The following is a 16,192-nucleotide window of genomic DNA, read 5'->3' as shown; positions in this document are numbered from 1 at the left end:
TCAGAGCACGCGCGGGGTCTTCGTGGCGGCGGCGTCGAGCTCGATGCGCACCGCGGTGGGCAGCGCGTCGACCGCGAACGCCTGCCGGGCCCGGGCGAGGACCCGGCCGTCGACCTCGGCCCACACGTCGCGCACGTCGGCGTCCTCGACGAGCCACAGCGTCATCCGCAGCGCGGGCCGCCGCTCGGTCCCGACCAGGCGCACCCGCGCCCGGCTCACGCCGTCGATCGCCTCCGCGTCGTTGCGCACCGCCTCGGCGATCGCGGAGTGCTCGACCGTCAGACGTTGCCCCGGGGTCTCGGAGAGCAGCACGTCCGGGCGCGCCTCGGGCCGCAGCGAGCGGATCGCCCACGTCAGGCCCACCACCAGCAGGACGATCCCGCCGACGATCGCGATCCAGCGGGTGAGGTTCGCGTTGGCGGCGATCCAGGCGGTGACGTCCGGGTCGATCAGCGGGCGCTGCGCCCGGTAGACCCCGAAGATCCCCATCCCGAGCAGGACCACCAGCACGCCGGCGGCGAGCAGGACCAGCCCGGACAGGACGACCAGGCTGCGGTCGGCGGCGGTGGAACGGGCGACCGCGGCGCGGGATCGGCGACTCACTTGACCCCCTTGGTGGCGGCGACGGACACCGACACGCGCGGGCGGCGCGCGAGCGGCAGGCGGGAGAGCAGCTCGTCGACCCGTTCGCGGACGCCGGCGCGGACGTCGTCGGGGGCGTCGAGGGTCCCGGCCTTGATCACGACCTTCTTCGACGAGGCGACGACCGACGCGGACACCACGTCGGCGTGCGACCGGACCTCGTGCCCGACGGCGCGGGCGAGCGATCGCGGCGAGGTGGTCACCGTGACCTCGGGGACCGGGTCGGTGAGACGGACGTCGTGGCGGCGGGCGACGAGGGCCACCAGCAGCACGAGCAGCCCGACCACGCCGACCCCGATGGCCACGCCGCGCACGACCGGCGAGGACCACGTCGAGGAGAGCAGGGCGGCCTGCCAGGTCGGCCACGGGACGACGAGCGGGGAGGACGCGGGCGCGACCCACGCGGTGACGACCTCGATCGTCGTGATGAGCCCGACCGCTGCCACCAGCAGGCCGAGCACCGGGGAGAGCAGGCGCAGCACGAAGCGCATGGGAGACCTCACTCCGTCCGTCGGGTGGGGGCCGCGGGACCGGCCGGGACGGCGAGCGCCGAGACGGTGACGTCGAGCGCGCGCACCGCGTAGCCGGTGAGCGTCTGGACGCGCTCGCGGACGTTGCCGCGGACCGCGTCCACGGTGAGCGCGATCGGCGCGGGGTAGGCCAGCGGCACCTCGAGGCGCAGGTCGACCTGGTCGCCGTAGCCGGAGACCTTGGCGGTCGCCCCGGCCTCGCCGAGGCCGACCCCGACCAGGCGCCGCTCGGTGCGGACGGTGCCCTCGGTGGTGTCCGCGGCGTGCTCGGCGATGCGGCGCACCACCGAGAAGGAGATCGCGAGGGTGCCGCGCTCGCCCGCCTCGTCCTCGGACGCCGCGGCGGTCGCAGCGCCGGTGGCGGTCGGGACCGGCGTGGTCGCGTCGCTGGCGGGTTCGCTCATCGGTCGCGGCCGCGGCCGGTGAACTGGGTGAGGTCGAGCTCGCCGTCGAGCACCCGCCCGACGATCAGGCCGATGACCCCCAGGAGGAGGGCGATGAGGAAGCCGGTGACTCCGGCGACTGCTGCGGCGATGCCGAGCAGGAGGCCGACGAACAGACCGGCCGTGGTTGCGCTCATGGGAAGGACCTCCAGGCAGAGCGAGAAGCGGGACGGGGCCGTCGGGTCAGATCACCCGGCGGGAACGGACGGGATGGAGCGGGCCGCGGCCGAGCCACCGACGGCCCGCACGGAGGGTGCGGGGCACGACGTGGCCGGAGACCGCGACGACCGGCGCGTCCAGGCGCGGGTCGTCGTCGGGGACCGTCCACCGCGGCGCGGGCTCCTCCGTGGTTCCGGACGGATCGACCTCGCCCACCGCGGCGAAGGGCGACCGGCCGGCGCGGAAGGCCTCCACACCGAGCCGGAAGGTCTCCGGGTCCCCACCGACGTCCGGGTGGTGGCGCCGGGCGAACGCCCGGAAGCGCGCGGCGGCCGGGTCCGCCGCCGGGCCCGTGTCCGGACCGTGCTCCCGGTCGTCCACCGCGGTCACGGCGTCGGGCCGGCGGGCTCGACGTCGGTGACGACGACGTCGACCCGCTCGGCCCCGGTCTCGGCGCCGACGAGGGTGCGCAGGGCGTCCGCGGTCGCGGGCACCGGTGCGCCCAGGCGCAGGACGACGCCGATCCGCGCCGGCTCGTCACCCTCGCCGAGCGCGACCCCGATCAGACGGCGCCCCGGCAGGTAGGTCGCGATCGACCCGAACCGGCCGCCGGAGAGCCGCACCACGTCGGGGTGCGCGAGCAGGGCGTCGGCGACGCGCTCGGACAGCGCCCCGCGGCCCGGGGACGACGCGTCCCCCGGGGAGGTGGCGCGCACCCCCGGGGCCGACGCGGGGATCGCCCCGGGAGCGTCCGGCGCGGGGCCGCTCACTCGACGCGCGAGGACGGAGCCGGCGCGGGCTCGGAGTCGTCGCCGTCGTCGCCCGGCATGTGGATGTCGTTGACCGCGATGTTGACCTCGATCACCTCGAGGCCGGTCATCTGCTCGACGGCGCCGATGACGTTGCGGCGCACGGCGCGGGCGAGCTCGACGATGCCGGCGCCGTACTCGACGATGATGTCGAGGTCGATCGCCGCCTGCTTCTCGCCGACCTCCACCTGCACGCCCGCGGCCTGCGAGGTGCCGGTGCCGCCGGGGATGCGCTCCCGGATGGCGCCGAAGGCGCGCGAGACGCCGCCGCCCATCGAGTGCACACCCGAGACCTCGCGGGCCGCGATGCCGGAGATCTTCTGCACCACGCCGGAGGCGATGGTGGTCTTGCCCTGGCCGGAGTCGTCGGCGAGGCGGGACGGAGAGGCGCCGCCACCGGTCCGGGGACCGGCGGGGGTGGGCGTCGACGTCGAGGGGGAGTCCGCGGTCGTCATGTAGCGCTCCTCTGCGCTGGGGGACTGGGGCAGCGTGCCGGGCGGCGCGATCACGCTCGCGGCCGCCGACTACCCGTAGGACTCGGCCTGAAGGGGGATCGTCACGGCATGTCACTCGAACGGACTACCCGGCTCCGTCCGTCGGTCCGCCGCCCCGCGGAGCGACGATCGCGACGCCGATCAGCGAGTGGGCCGCGCCGAGACCGCGCTGGAGCCTGTGCTCGACCTCGCGCAGCCCCGCCGCCAGACCGGTGCGCACCGCGGCGGCCGGCCCGGCGGCGGCCTCGTGCGCCGCGGCGGCCGCGACGCGCGCGTTCCACGCGGGCTCGAGCGTGGCGAAGAAGTCGGCGATCTCGGCCGGGGCGTCGACGGTGGGCGCGGTGAAGCGCAGCCGGTCCAGGTCGAGGGTGACGTCGCCGTCGTGGAGGCGGTTGACCAGGGACCGGTACTCGGGCAGGTCCGGGGTGAACGCGCCGGTGGTGGTGTGACGGCCGACCATCACCGACCGGTCGTGGAAGGTCACCGAGCGCAGCACGGTGCCGGTCTCGTGCGCGGCGGCCTCCAGTGCGGCCGCCACGGTGCGGCGGCTGTGGACGCTCATCGGCATCGCGACGGCGTCGTCGCCCTCGCCGGCGCCGTGGAAGAACGACATCCGGTAGTCCCAGGCGTCGAGGGCCCAGCGGGTGGTCCATTCGATCGAGTACCGCCCCAGCACGTCGACGACGACCGCCGTCGGGCCGCGCCGCCGGGCCGCGGCCGCGAGGACCCCGGTCAGCGCGCCGCGGAACTCCGCGTGTCGCAGGTGCGACCAGGGCACGCCCGCGGACAGGTGGAGGTCGACGTCGTCGACGGGCAGGTCGTCGCGGACGTCGCCGAGGACGAACTCGACGTCCGGGCGGTCGGCGTGGGCCGCCCGGGCGGTCTCGATCATCACCGGGTCCGGGTCGAGCCCGACGTAGTGGATCGGTCGTCCGGGATCGGACGACAGCGCGAGACCCCCTTCCAGCAGGGCCAGCCCGTCGCCCGTGCCGGCGCCGACGTCGAGCACCCGCAGCGGGCGGGACGAGGCGGGCAGGGCGTCGACGGCGGCGGCGATCACCCGGTGGTTCACCGGCTCCTCCCAGAGCCGCTTCACCGGGTCCCGGCGGTCCGGGGACAGGTAGTGTGCCGGCGCGTGGCCGTAGGCGGCGCTCCGGTCGTCGGGTGTCACATCGAGGATCTTCACCCGCCCTCGGGGTCGGCACCGTCCGGGTCGGCCCGGTCGCCGCGCGTCGTCCGGTACCGGAGCATCAGCCCGTCGTCGTGGGCGATCACCGACGCCGTCCGCAACGGCTCCGGCCCGTCCTCGAGCGCGGGGCCGCCCAGGATCCGGTCCGCCCCGGCGCCGGCGAGCTGCGGCGCCACGCTGAGGCACAGCTCGTCGACCAGCCCGGCCGCCGCGAAGGACCCGAACAGGGCCGGTCCGCCCTCGCAGAGCACCCGGCACAGCCCGCGGCCGGCCAGCGCGTCGAGCGCCGCCCCGGGCGTGACCTCCTCACCGACCGCGAGAACCTCGGCGGTGTCGCCGAACCGCTCCCGCGCCCGGCCGGCCGCGCCCGTCGTCGTCAGCAGCAGCGGCGGGACCGCGGTGTCGGTGAACAGCCGTGCGTCCGGCTCCAGGTCGGCGGTGCCGGTGACGACGGCGACCGGCGGGACCTCGGTCCGACCCCGCGCCCGGCGCCGTTCGCGCAGCTCGGGCGAGGTGCGCACGCCGCGGTACCGCTCGGCGCGGACCGTGCCCGAGCCGGCGAGGACGACGTCGGCGAGCTCGCGCAGCAGCCCGAACACCTGCCGGTCGCCCGGCGCGGACAGGCCGGTGGAGAGCCCGCCCGCGCTGACCGCGCCGTCCGCGCTCGCGACGAAGTTCACGCGCACGAAGGGCCGGTCGAGGCGCGCGGGGTAGGCGTAGACCCCCGCGAGGGCCGCCCGGTCGAGCTCGCCCGGCGGGCCGCCCGGCGGCCAGACGTGCCTCACCCCTTCGCCTGCGCCTGCAGTTCGTCGATCGCCCGCGAGGCCTGCGACTTCGTGAGCCCGGTCGGCGGATCGGTGCCCGCCTGCTGGGCCAGCGTCTCGAGGTAGCTGGCCTGCGGGCCGGTCATCGGCTCCTCGCCGGTGACCCATTCGTCGGTCGGGCGCTCCACCCCGTCCGGACCAGGGCTCTCGCCCGACCGGTCGGCGCCGGACGACTGCAGGCGCTCGATCTCGTCCGAGGCCTGCGCCTTGGAGAGCCCCTCCGGCACCTTCTCGCCCGCCTGGTGCGCCAGGGTCTCCAGGTAGGAGGCCTGCGGACCGGTCATCGCCTCGCCCCCTGTGACCCACTGCGCGGAGTCCTTCTCGGCGGCGGATCCGTCCCCCTGGGCCTTCACCCCGTGGGGGTCCGGAGCGGCCTCCGGCGACTGTGTGTCAGCTGTGTGACGTCCAGGGTCTTGGCCGGACGGCGTGTCGGACGGCAGACTGTCCCGCGTGTCGGTCTCACTCATGATGGCTCCCGAGGTCGTGGCCGTCGTGGGTCGTGCTGCTGCTTCTCGCACGGGCGGTCCCACCGCCGCGGGGCGTCACAGACGCATCACGCGTCGGAGGCGCTCCGTGCGATCGAACATCCGTTCGAGACCATAAGGGCATACCCCGACACCACGACCCCGATACCCGTCGGTCCCCGCAGATCGGGCTGCGGAGCGGACCGTCGGTGCACGGGGACTCCGACGACGAGGGCGGCGATCCCGCCCCCGGCGCCGGAACCGACGCCCCCGGGCGAGCCGACACCGGCAGTGACAACGACGTCACGTCGGGATGCCGGGAGCGTCGTGGATACGGCCGGCAGGTTGCCGGAACGTGGCGATCAGCACGTTCCCGATCTCGTCCGGGGCAGTGCGCAGGACGTTCCGCACCGTTAACGTCTTATTGCTTCGGACCACACCACGGAGACGTCCGCCCCGGGCCGGCGGTCGACGCTCCGGCCCGACCCGGGACGCCGTCCCCCGACTCCCGCTCTCCGGCCCGTCTCCTCACCCCCGCCCGTATCCGGGTGACGGTCTCCGGCCGCCGCTCGCCGACCGCCTCCTCGCCCGCCGGAACCACCCAGACCCGCCGCTCTTCGTATGCGCTGCTCGGCCGTTCGGCCGCACACCGTCGTGGACCGGCTCACCACCTTCGTCGACGACGGGAGGGGCACGTGGCCACCACCGCCACCGGCACCAGCACCACCGGCCGGACCCAGGGCCAGCAGGCCCGCGGAGCCGACACCGCATCCAGCACCCGCCCGGGCGCCCAGGGGCTCTACGACCCCGCGCACGAGCACGACGCCTGCGGTGTCTCGTTCGTCGCCGACATCGCGGGCCGCCGCGACCACGGCATCGTCACGAAGGGGCTCACGGCCCTGATCAACCTCGAGCACCGCGGTGCCCGCGGGGCCGAGCACGCGACCGGCGACGGCGCGGGGATCCTCATCCAGCTGCCGGACGGCCTGTTCCGCCCGCTGCTCGCCGACCTGGGGGTCACGCTGCCCTCGGCCGGCCGCTACGCCGCGGGGACCGCGTTCCTGCCGACCGACGAGGCGCGGGCCGCCGAGGCGTGCGCGATCGTCGAGCGCCTCGCGGCCGAGGAGGAGCTCGAGCTCCTCACCTGGCGCGACCTGCCGACCGACCCCGACGGGGCCGGCATCGGCCCGACGGCGCGCGAGGTCATGCCGCGGTTCCGCCAGCTCTTCGTGGGCCTGCCCGACGACGTCACGCACGTCGTCGACACCCCGAACGCCGGCGACGACGAGGCGGGCATCGTCCTGACCCTCGAGCGCCGTGCCTTCGCGCTGCGCAAGCGCGTGGAGCACGAGACCCGCGCCGCCGGGTGCGAGACCTACTTCCCGAGCCTCTCGGGCCGGACGATCGTCTACAAGGGCATGCTCGCCGAGGAGCAGCTCGGGCCGTTCTACGCCGACCTGCGCGACGAGCGGACCACCAGCTCGCTCGCCCTGGTGCACAGCCGGTTCTCGACGAACACGTTCCCGGCCTGGGACCTCGCGCACCCCTACCGCTACCTCGCGCACAACGGCGAGATCAACACCCTGCGGGGCAACCGCAACTGGATGCGGGCGCGCGAGTCGATGCTCGCCACCGGCGCGTTCTCGGCCCGCGACATCGACCGGCTCTTCCCGATCGTGACGCCCGAGGCCAGCGACTCCGCCAGCTTCGACGAGGTGCTCGAGCTGCTCCACCTCGCCGGGCGCTCGCTGCCGCACGCGGTGCTGATGATGATCCCGGAGGCGTGGGAGAACCACACCGAGATGGACGCGGCCCGGAGGGCCTTCTACCGGTACCACTCCACGATCATGGAGGCCTGGGACGGCCCGGCCCTCGCCGCGTTCACCGACGGCTCGGTCATCGGCGCCGTCCTCGACCGCAACGGCCTGCGCCCGGCGCGCTACTGGGTCACCGAGGACGGCCTCGTCGTGCTCGGGTCCGAGGTGGGCGTCCTCGAGATCGAGCCGTCCGCGATCGTGCGCAAGGGCCGCCTCGAGCCCGGCCGCATGTTCCTCGTCGACACCGTCGGTCGGCGCATCGTCGACGACGACGAGATCAAGGGCGAACTGGCCGCCGAGCACCCGTACGACGAGTGGCTGCACGCCGGGATGATCGAGCTCGCGGACCTGCCCGCGCGGGACCGCGTGCCGTTCGACCGCGAGGTCCTCGTCCGGCGCCAGCAGACCTTCGGCTACACCGACGAGGAGCTGACCCTCCTGCTGCGGCCGATGGCCACCGGGCAGGGCGAGGCGACCGGGTCGATGGGCAACGACGCCCCGCTCGCCCCGTTCTCGTCGCGCAGCCGGTCGCTGTTCGACTACTTCACCCAGCTCTTCGCGCAGGTCACGAACCCGCCGCTGGACGCCTACCGCGAGGAGCTCGTCACCTCGCTGCAGGTCTCCCTCGGCTCGGAGACCAACCTGCTCGAGGTCAGCCCGGCCTCCTGCCGGCGGGTGGTGGTCTCGCTGCCGGTGATCGACGACGACGAGCTCGCCCAGATCATCGGCATCAACGACGACGGGAACCTCCCCGGGTTCGCCCCGCACGTGGTCTCCGGGCTCTTCCCGATCGCGGGCGGCGGCGACGCCCTGCACGCCCGGCTCGCCGAGATCCGCGAGGAGGTCTCGGCCGCGGTCGCCGACGGCGCCCGGGTGATCGTGCTGTCCGACCGGCACTCCGACCCGGACCGCGCCCCGATCCCGACGCTGCTGCTCACCGGCGCGGTGCACCAGCACCTGGTGCGGGAGAAGACGCGGACCCAGGTCGACCTCGTCGTCGAGGCCGGCGACGTCCGCGAGACCCACCACGTGTCGCTGCTGCTCGGCTACGGCGCCTCCGCGGTCAACCCCTACCTCGCGCTGGACACCGTCGCGGACCTCATCGACCGCGGCGTCATCACCGGGGTCGGCGTGCCCACGGCGACCCGCCACGTCGTCGAGGCGCTGGCCAAGGGCGTCCGCAAGGTGATGAGCAAGATGGGCGTCTCGACGGTCGCGTCGTACATCGGCGCCCAGATCTTCGAGGCGATCGGGCTGGGCGAGCAGGTCGTCGCCGACTGCTTCGCCGGCACCACCTCGCGGCTCGGCGGCGTGGGCTACGACGTCCTCGCCGAGGAGGTCGCGATCCGGCACCGGCTGGCCTGGCCTGCCGACGGGGTCCGGGCGAACCACCGCGAGCTGGCGGTCGGCGGCGAGTACCAGTGGCGCCGCGAGGGCGAGCTGCACGTGTTCAACCCGCACACCGTGTTCAAGCTGCAGCACTCCACGCGGACGCAGAACTACGACGTCTTCAAGGAGTACACCCGCGCGGTCGACGAGCAGAGCTCGGCGCTGCTGACGCTGCGCGGCCTGTTCGCGTTCAAGGACGAGCGGGAGCCGGTGCCGATCGAGGAGGTCGAGCCGGTCTCCGAGATCGTCAAGCGGTTCAACACCGGTGCCATCTCCTACGGGTCGATCTCCCAGGAGATGCACGAGGTCCTGGCCATCGCGATGAACCGCCTCGGCGGGCGGTCCAACACCGGCGAGGGCGGCGAGGACCCGAACCGCTTCACCCGCGACGCGAACGGCGACTCGCGGCGCTCCGCGGTCAAGCAGGTGGCGTCCGGCCGGTTCGGCGTCACCAGCGAGTACCTGGTCAACTCCGACGACATCCAGATCAAGATCGCGCAGGGCGCCAAGCCCGGCGAGGGCGGGCAGCTGCCCGGCCACAAGGTCTACCCCTGGATCGCCAAGACCCGGTACTCCACGCCCGGCGTCGGCCTGATCAGCCCGCCGCCGCACCACGACATCTACTCGATCGAGGACATCGCCCAACTCATCCACGACCTCAAGAACGCGAACCCGGCGGCGCGCATCCACGTCAAGCTGGTCTCGCAGGTCGGGGTCGGGACGGTGGCCGCGGGCGTGTCCAAGGCCAAGGCCGACGTCGTCCTGATCTCCGGTCACGACGGCGGGACCGGCGCCTCGCCGCTGTCCTCGATCAAGCACGCGGGCGGGCCGTGGGAGCTCGGCCTGGCCGAGACCCAGCAGACGCTGCTGCTCAACGGGCTGCGCGACCGCATCGTCGTGCAGACCGACGGCCAGCTGAAGACCGGCCGCGACGTCATGATCGCCGCGCTGCTGGGCGCGGAGGAGTTCGGCTTCGCGACGGCGCCGCTGGTCGTCTCGGGCTGCATCATGATGCGGGTCTGCCACCTCGACACCTGCCCGGTCGGCGTCGCGACGCAGAACCCGGCGCTGCGGGCGAAGTTCAACGGCAAGGCCGACTACGTCGTGGCCTTCATGGAGTTCATCGCCCAGGAGGTGCGCGAGCACCTCGCGGCGCTCGGCTTCCGGTCGCTCGACGAGGCGATCGGGCACACCGAGATGCTCGACACCCGCGCCGCCGAGTCCCACTGGAAGGCCGAGGGTCTCGACCTCTCCGCGATCCTGCACCGCCCGGAGCTGCACGGCGCCTTCGCGGAGCAGACGCTGCACCAGTCGAAGCCGCAGGACCACGGGCTGGAGAAGGCGCTCGACCACACCCTGATCCAGCTCGCGGAGGGTGCCCTCGCCGACGGCTCGCCGGTGCGCCTGGAGCTGCCGGCGCGCAACGTCAACCGCACCGTCGGCACCATGCTCGGCTCCGAGGTGACCCGGCGCTGGGGCGGCGACGGCCTGCCCGACGACACCATCGACGTCACCTTCACCGGCTCCGGCGGCCAGTCGTTCGGCGCGTTCCTGCCGCGGGGCGTGACCCTGCGGCTGATCGGCGACACCAACGACTTCTGCGGGAAGGGCCTCTCGGGCGGCCGGATCACGGTCCGCCCGCACCCGGACGCCCCGCTGACGGCGGAGGAGAACATCGTCGCCGGCAACGTCATCGCCTACGGCGCGACCGCCGGCGAGATCTTCCTGCGCGGGAAGGTCGGCGAGCGGTTCTGCGTGCGCAACTCCGGGGCCCACGCGGTCGTCGAGGGCGTCGGCGACCACGGCTGTGAGTACATGACCGGCGGGCGCGCGGTGGTCCTCGGGCCGATCGGGCGCAACTTCGCGGCGGGCATGTCCGGCGGCGTCGCGTACGTGCTCGACCTGCCCGAGAACCGGGTGAACCACCAGATGGTCGAGCTCGAGGTGCCCGACGCGGTCTCGCTGGAGGAGCTGCGCGCGCTGGTGGAGAAGCACTACGCCGCGACCGACTCCGCCGTGGCCCACCAGCTGCTCACCGACTGGGAGGCCGCGACCATGCGGTTCACCAAGGTGATGCCGGTGGACTTCAAGCGGGTCCTGGAAGCCACCGCCGACGCCGAGCGCGACGGGCGGGACGTGAACGACGCGATCATGGAGGCCGCACGTGGCTGACCCCCGTGGATTCATCACCACCGGCCGCGAACTGCCGCGCCGCCGGCCCGTCGACCTGCGTCTGCGCGACTGGCACGAGGTCTACGAGGAGCTCAACGAGACCACGCTCAAGAAGCAGGCCGGGCGCTGCATGGACTGCGGCATCCCGTTCTGCCACCAGGGCTGTCCGCTCGGGAACATGATCCCGGAGTGGAACGACCTGGTCTGGCGGGACGACTGGTCGGTCGCGATCGACCGGCTGCACGCCACGAACAACTTCCCGGAGTTCACCGGGACGCTGTGCCCCGCCCCGTGCGAGGCGGCGTGCGTGCTCGGGATCAACTCCGATCCGGTGACGATCAAGCAGGTCGAGATCGAGATCATCGACCGGGCCTGGGAGGAGGGCTGGGTGCGCCCCGAGCCCCCCGAGGCGAAGACCGGGTTCCGGGTCGCCGTCATCGGCTCCGGGCCCTCCGGTCTCGCCACCGCCCAGCAGCTCACCCGCGCCGGGCACGAGGTGACGGTCTACGAGCGCGCCGACCGCATCGGCGGGCTGCTGCGCTACGGCATCCCCGAGTTCAAGATGGAGAAGAAGCGGCTCGACCGGCGTCTCGAGCAGATGGCGGCCGAGGGCACGCACTTCCTCGCCGGCGTCGAGGTCGGCGGCCGGGGCGAGAACGACCTGTCGGTGGAGGAGCTGCGCTCGCGCTTCGACGCCGTCGTGCTCGCCGTCGGGGCCACCGCCTGGCGCGACCTGCCGATCCCCGGCCGCGAGTACGCCGGCGTCCACCAGGCGATGGAGTACCTGCCGCCGTCGAACCGGGTGCAGCAGGGCGACTACGCCCGCTCGGACATCGACGCCGAGGGCAAGCACGTCGTCGTGATCGGCGGCGGCGACACCGGCGCGGACTGCGTCGGCACCGCGCACCGGCAGGGCGCCGCCTCGGTGACCCAGCTCGAGATCATGCCGATCCCGCCCCACGAGCGGCCGGCGTCGAACCCGTGGCCGACCTACCCCGCGATCTTCCGCGTCTCCTCGGCCCACGAGGAGGGCGGCGAGCGCCTGTTCTCGGTGAACACCGAGGAGTTCCTCGGCGGCCCGGACGGCGAGCTGCGGGCGCTGAAGCTCGTCGACGTGCAGCGGGTCGACGGGAAGTTCACCCCGGTCGAGGGGTCGGAGCGCGAGATCCCGGCCGACCTGGTCTTCCTCGCGATGGGCTTCCTCGGCCCGCAGAAGGAGGGCCTGGTCGAGACGCTGGGCGTCGAGTGCGACGAGCGCGGCAACATCCGCCGCGACGCGTCGTACGAGACCTCGGTGCCGGGCGTGTACGTGGCCGGCGACGCGGGCCGCGGGCAGTCGCTCATCGTGTGGGCGATCGCCGAGGGCCGCTCCGCCGCGGCGGGCGTGGACGAGAAGCTGACCGGGCGGGGCGTGCTCCCGCGGCCGATCAACCCGGGGGATCGCGCGTTCGCCTGACGGCATGTGCGTGCGTTTCCGTGTCTGAACACGGAAACGCACGCACATGGCCGTCAGGCCGACCGGCTCACGACGGGGCTCGTGTTGATCGCGGGCACCGTCACCTGCAGTCGGTGCGAGGTGACCTGCCAGAAGCGGCGCGCGGGGTCGACCTGCCGCCAGGACTCCGCCGCGTCGTGCACCTCGTCCTGGGACAGCCCGTCGCGCGGGACCACGGCGACGGGACGGGGCACCGGCAGCCAGCGACGGCGTGGCGCGTCGACCCGGTCCGGCGCCGACTGCGCGCCCAGCGCGGTCGCGAGCGCCGCCCAGGCGTCGACGGCGCTGCCGTGCACGCTGACCGTCGTCGGGCCGACACCGTCCCCGAGCAGCACGGTGTAGGCGCTGACCGCGTCGTACGTCACGGACCCTCCTCACGCCCCGGACGAGTTCCGGGGCTCTTGTGCGTCCTGCTCCAGACAACGGTTCCGGGCCCTCCGCGCCCAGTGGGCACGCGGGGTGTCGCGCCGAACTGAACCGATTCCGCGCCGGATGGTGCCGCCGATCGAGGCCTCACTCGACAGGACGTACCGCCGGGCGACGTCGTTCCGAGAGCCCGATCACCGTCGGGGTCGACCCGTCCCGGAGCGTGTCCGGCGCGGGGGGAGAACCCCACCTCGGCCCGGGGGACGTCCCCGGCCGTCCGGGGGTCCGCTCCATCGTCCGGTAAAGCGCTGACCAGCAGTCTTCTCGGTGTCACCAGGGAGCACGACGACACCGGGGAGGTCCGACGATCATGCTCACCACTCTCGCCACCACGCCACGGACGGTCACCCCGACGGTGTCCGTCGTCATCCCGACCTTCAACGAGGCCGGCAACGTCGACGAGCTGCTCCGTCGCCTGGCCGAGGCCCTGCCCGCCGGCGCCGAGGTGGTCGTCGTCGACGACTCCACCGACGACACCGCCGACCGCGCCCGCGCCGCGACCGTCCCCTTCACCCTCACCGTGATCCACCGCGACGAGCCGTCCGGCGGCCTCGGCGGGGCGGTCGTGGAGGGGCTGCGCGCCGCGCGGGCCGACTGGGCCGTCGTGATGGACGGCGACCTCCAGCACCCGCCGGCCGTCGTCGCCGAGCTGCTCGCCGCCGCGCCCGGCCACGACGTCGTCGTCGCCACCCGCTACGCCCACGGCGGCGACGGGTCGGGCCTCGGCTCGCCGTACCGCCACGCGGTCTCGCGGGGCTCCAAGGCACTGGCCGCCCGCCTGCTCGGCGGCGCCGTGGCGCAGATGAGCGACCCGCTCTCCGGCTTCTTCGCCGTCCGCCGCGCCGCCCTCGACCTCGACGCCGTCGACCCCATCGGCTACAAGATCCTCCTCGAGCTGGTCGTCCGCTCCGGGCTGGAGCGCATCGCCGAGGTCCCCTTCACCTTCGGAGTCCGCCACGCGGAGGAGTCGAAGTCGACCGCCCGCGAGGGGATGCGCTTCCTGCAGCACCTCCGGACGCTGCGTCGGGCCCAGCGGGTCGTGACGCCGTCCGCCGCCCCGATCCGCCTCGACGACCACCGCCGGCCCCGCGAGAACACCTCGCCCCGTCTCGAGGTCCTCATCGTCACCAGCGAGGCGCCGCCGATCGTCTCCGGCATCTCGCGCTGCGTGGATCGGCTGACCGTCGGGCTGCGCGAGCGCGGCCACCGCGTCGACGTGCTCTCCTCGGTGCAGATGCCGCGCCTCATGCTCGGCGAGTACCGGTTCTCGCCGCTCGTCGCGTACTGGCGGCAGATCGGGCGGCTGCTCGACGGCTACGACGTCGTCAACCTCCACGGCCCGGTGCCGACCATGAGCGACGTCGTGCTCCTGCTCGCCGGGGCCCGCCGCGGCACCCCGATCCTCTACACCCACCACAGCGCACTCGCCGTCCGCGGCGCGGAGACGCTGTCGCGCGTCTACAACCGGCTCCACCGCGTCCTGTCCGGTCGCGCCGACCGCATCCTGACCACCTCCGAGCACTACGCCGACGAGCAGCGCCGCACGGGCGGCCCGACGGTGGAGGTCGTGCCGTGGGGCGTCGACGTCCGGCCCCAGCCGCTGCGGCCGCGCCAGGACGGTGCCCCGCTCAAGGTCCTGTTCGTCGGCCAGATGCGCCCGTACAAGGGCCTCGAGTGGCTGATCCCGGCGGTCGCCGGCCGTCCCGGGCTCGAGCTCACCCTCATCGGTGACGGAGCGCATCGGGCCGAGTACGAGGCATTGGCCGGTTCGGCTGACAATGTCTTGTTCGCGGGCCGCGTCTCCGACGAGGATTTGCACCGTGCGTATGACACGCACGACGTCGTCGTCCTCCCGTCGGTCACCCAGGCGGAGGCCTTCGGTCTGGTCGTGCTCGAGGGAATGGCCGCCGGGTGCGTCCCGGTCGTCTCCGACCTGCCCGGGGTCCGCGACCTCGTGTCCGACACCGGCCTCGTCGTCGGGACCCGTGACGTGGACGCCCTGGCGGCCGCGCTGGACGGCCTCGCCGCCGACCGGTCGCGCCTGGTGGCCCTGGGCCGCCGCGCCCGCCGCCGCGCCGAGGGCCTCGGCTGGGACACCTGCGTCGAGCGCTACGAGGCGGCCATGATCGCCACCGTCGCCGACCGCGGCCGCGTCCTGCCGGCCGCCCATACCACCACTGTTCCCGCGGCCCCCGCCGCCATCACCCGGGCGGGCTGAGCCATGACCCTCCTCGACCGTGCCGGCTCGACCCCGGTGACCCGCGACGTCTGGCGGGAGGTCCTCGCGGCCGACCCCGACGCCGTGGCCACCCAGTCCCCGGAATGGATGGACTGCCTGGCTGCTCGCGGCTACACCGACGCGAGCAGGCTCTACGTCCTCGCCGACGGACGGCGGCTGGTCCTCCCGCTCGCCGCCCGACGGCTGGCGGGGGTGACGCTCTCCGAGGAGTCCTGGCCGTACGGCTGGGGCTACGGCGGAGCCGTCGTCGAAGGCGGGGACCTCACCGCCGCCGACGCCCGGCTGGTCCTCGACGACCTGCGGGCCCGGCCCGCGGTGCTCCGCGCGGTGGTGCCGATGCCGCTGCGGGGGCAGGTCTGGGACGAGGCGGCCGGCCCCGACGTGGCGCGGGTCCGCTACACGTCGCAGGTCGTCGACCTCGCCGTCGGCTGGGACCAGCTCTGGGAGAAGGGCTTCAAGCGCCAGGCCCGCAACTCGGTCCGGAAGGCGGAGAAGTTCGACCTCGACGTGCGCCGCGAGGACGGCACGACGGCGAGCGGGCCGGACGGGCGCGGGCTCGCGGTGTTCCGCGACCTCTACGCCCAGTCCGTCGACCGCTGGGCCGCCGACCGGGGCCAGCCGCTCCCGCTGGCCCGCCGGCTCGCCGCCCGCCGCGACCGGCCGGGCCAGGTGGCCGCGGCGGCCGCCGCGCTGGGGGAGCGGTGCGTGGTGTGGTCGGTGCTGCGTGACGGTGAGCCGGTGGCGGTGAACGTCGTGCTGCAAGCCGGGGCGAGCGGAGCGACGGGAGATGGGCCCGGCGGGCACGCGGTCGGCTGGATGTGCGCGATGGACACCACCGGGATCGCCCGGGAGACCCTCGCGACCTACCTGCTGCACTCCCTGGCCATCCGCGACGCCTGCGAGCACGGCATCCGCTGGTTCCACATGGGCGAGTCCGACGCCGGGTCGGGGCCGGAGCACTTCAAGCGCTACTTCGGCGCGGAGCCGGTGTCGTACGCGGCGCTGCGCTTCGAGCGGCTGGCGCTCTCGCGCGCCGAGCACACCGCCCGCGCCGCGTTCGCCGCGGTCTCGAAGCTGCGCCGATCGTCGTGAGCCCGGTC

15 protein-coding genes are annotated in these 16,192 nt (G+C 74.2%); 4 read left to right on the top strand and 11 right to left on the bottom strand.

All coding sequences use genetic code 11. The annotated features are described in order from the left end of the window. The 10 genes from amaP to LQ327_RS35015 form a co-directional block, all read right to left on the bottom strand. Positions 1–603 carry an alkaline shock response membrane anchor protein AmaP gene (gene amaP / locus LQ327_RS25505; RefSeq protein WP_230738608.1) on the bottom strand — a complete coding sequence of 201 codons (603 nt, stop codon included), beginning with the start codon at positions 601–603 and terminating at the stop codon, positions 1–3. Continuing rightward, positions 600–1,133 (bottom strand): DUF6286 domain-containing protein, encoded by a 534-nt coding sequence (locus LQ327_RS25500; protein ID WP_230738607.1) that lies wholly within the window; start codon positions 1,131–1,133, stop codon positions 600–602. Before LQ327_RS25500 ends, amaP begins: the two co-directional genes overlap by 4 nt. An 8-nt stretch (positions 1,134–1,141) precedes the next feature. Continuing rightward, positions 1,142–1,576: an Asp23/Gls24 family envelope stress response protein gene (locus LQ327_RS25495; protein WP_230738606.1), complete on the bottom strand. Its 435-nt coding sequence runs from the start codon at positions 1,574–1,576 to the stop codon at positions 1,142–1,144. Beyond that, positions 1,573–1,752 carry a hypothetical protein gene (locus tag LQ327_RS25490; protein WP_230738605.1) on the bottom strand — a complete coding sequence of 60 codons (180 nt, stop codon included), beginning with the start codon at positions 1,750–1,752 and terminating at the stop codon, positions 1,573–1,575. The genes LQ327_RS25495 and LQ327_RS25490 overlap by 4 nt, the downstream gene beginning before the upstream one ends. 46 nt (positions 1,753–1,798) lie before the next feature. Beyond that, positions 1,799–2,155 carry a hypothetical protein gene (locus tag LQ327_RS25485; protein ID WP_230738604.1) on the bottom strand — a complete coding sequence of 119 codons (357 nt, stop codon included), beginning with the start codon at positions 2,153–2,155 and terminating at the stop codon, positions 1,799–1,801. A 5-nt stretch (positions 2,156–2,160) separates the two neighbouring features. After that, the gene (locus LQ327_RS25480; RefSeq protein ID WP_230738603.1) at positions 2,161–2,544 is read right to left on the bottom strand and encodes a hypothetical protein; all 384 of its coding nucleotides are present in this window, start codon (positions 2,542–2,544) and stop codon (positions 2,161–2,163) included. After that, a complete protein-coding gene (locus tag LQ327_RS25475; RefSeq protein ID WP_230738602.1) occupies positions 2,541–3,038 on the bottom strand; it encodes an Asp23/Gls24 family envelope stress response protein in 498 nt (165 codons plus the stop codon). The genes LQ327_RS25480 and LQ327_RS25475 overlap by 4 nt, the downstream gene beginning before the upstream one ends. Positions 3,039–3,162: 124 nt before the next feature. Continuing rightward, positions 3,163–4,263 (bottom strand): methyltransferase domain-containing protein, encoded by a 1,101-nt coding sequence (locus LQ327_RS25470; protein WP_230738601.1) that lies wholly within the window; start codon positions 4,261–4,263, stop codon positions 3,163–3,165. After that, positions 4,260–5,051 (bottom strand): pyrimidine reductase family protein, encoded by a 792-nt coding sequence (locus LQ327_RS25465; protein WP_230738600.1) that lies wholly within the window; start codon positions 5,049–5,051, stop codon positions 4,260–4,262. The genes LQ327_RS25470 and LQ327_RS25465 overlap by 4 nt, the downstream gene beginning before the upstream one ends. After that, on the bottom strand, positions 5,048–5,443 hold the full coding sequence (locus LQ327_RS35015; RefSeq protein WP_308286375.1) for a DUF3072 domain-containing protein: 396 nt from the start codon (positions 5,441–5,443) through the stop codon (positions 5,048–5,050). The genes LQ327_RS25465 and LQ327_RS35015 overlap by 4 nt, the downstream gene beginning before the upstream one ends. Positions 5,444–6,249: 806 nt before the next feature. Between LQ327_RS35015 and gltB the strand changes: the two genes are divergently transcribed. Next, positions 6,250–10,932, top strand: a complete 4,683-nt coding sequence (gltB, locus tag LQ327_RS25450) for a glutamate synthase large subunit (protein WP_230738599.1) — start codon at positions 6,250–6,252, stop codon at positions 10,930–10,932. Continuing rightward, positions 10,925–12,388, top strand: coding sequence for a glutamate synthase subunit beta (locus tag LQ327_RS25445; protein ID WP_230738598.1), 1,464 nt, complete (start codon positions 10,925–10,927; stop codon positions 12,386–12,388). The genes gltB and LQ327_RS25445 overlap by 8 nt, the downstream gene beginning before the upstream one ends. A 53-nt stretch (positions 12,389–12,441) precedes the next feature. Here the strand turns inward: LQ327_RS25445 and LQ327_RS25440 are convergent, their stop codons facing one another. Next, positions 12,442–12,792, bottom strand: a complete 351-nt coding sequence (locus LQ327_RS25440) for a hypothetical protein (protein WP_230738597.1) — start codon at positions 12,790–12,792, stop codon at positions 12,442–12,444. A gap of 371 nt (positions 12,793–13,163) precedes the next feature. On the opposite strand from LQ327_RS25440, the gene LQ327_RS25435 reads away from it, so the two are divergent. Next, entirely contained in the window at positions 13,164–15,071 is a 1,908-nt protein-coding gene (locus LQ327_RS25435) for a glycosyltransferase (RefSeq protein WP_230738596.1), read from the top strand. A gap of 3 nt (positions 15,072–15,074) precedes the next feature. Continuing rightward, positions 15,075–16,184 carry a GNAT family N-acetyltransferase gene (locus tag LQ327_RS25430; RefSeq protein WP_230738595.1) on the top strand — a complete coding sequence of 370 codons (1,110 nt, stop codon included), beginning with the start codon at positions 15,075–15,077 and terminating at the stop codon, positions 16,182–16,184. The last annotated feature ends 8 nt before the right edge of the window (positions 16,185–16,192 follow it).

This window comes from Actinomycetospora endophytica, assembly GCF_021026375.1.
Classification (GTDB): domain Bacteria; phylum Actinomycetota; class Actinomycetes; order Mycobacteriales; family Pseudonocardiaceae; genus Actinomycetospora; species Actinomycetospora endophytica.
The sequence above is the reverse complement of the archived record's forward strand: the minus strand, read 5'-3'. Positions and strand labels throughout refer to the sequence as shown.

Coding starts and splice junctions, on each gene's coding strand:
- LQ327_RS25500 (WP_230738607.1), bottom strand. CDS start 1,133: ATGCGCTTCGTGCTGCGCCTGCTCTCCCCGGTGCTCGGCCTGCTGGTG.
- LQ327_RS25495 (WP_230738606.1), bottom strand. CDS start 1,576: ATGAGCGAACCCGCCAGCGACGCGACCACGCCGGTCCCGACCGCCACC.
- LQ327_RS25490 (WP_230738605.1), bottom strand. CDS start 1,752: ATGAGCGCAACCACGGCCGGTCTGTTCGTCGGCCTCCTGCTCGGCATC.
- LQ327_RS25475 (WP_230738602.1), bottom strand. CDS start 3,038: ATGACGACCGCGGACTCCCCCTCGACGTCGACGCCCACCCCCGCCGGT.
- LQ327_RS25435 (WP_230738596.1), top strand. CDS start 13,164: ATGCTCACCACTCTCGCCACCACGCCACGGACGGTCACCCCGACGGTG.
- LQ327_RS25430 (WP_230738595.1), top strand. CDS start 15,075: ATGACCCTCCTCGACCGTGCCGGCTCGACCCCGGTGACCCGCGACGTC.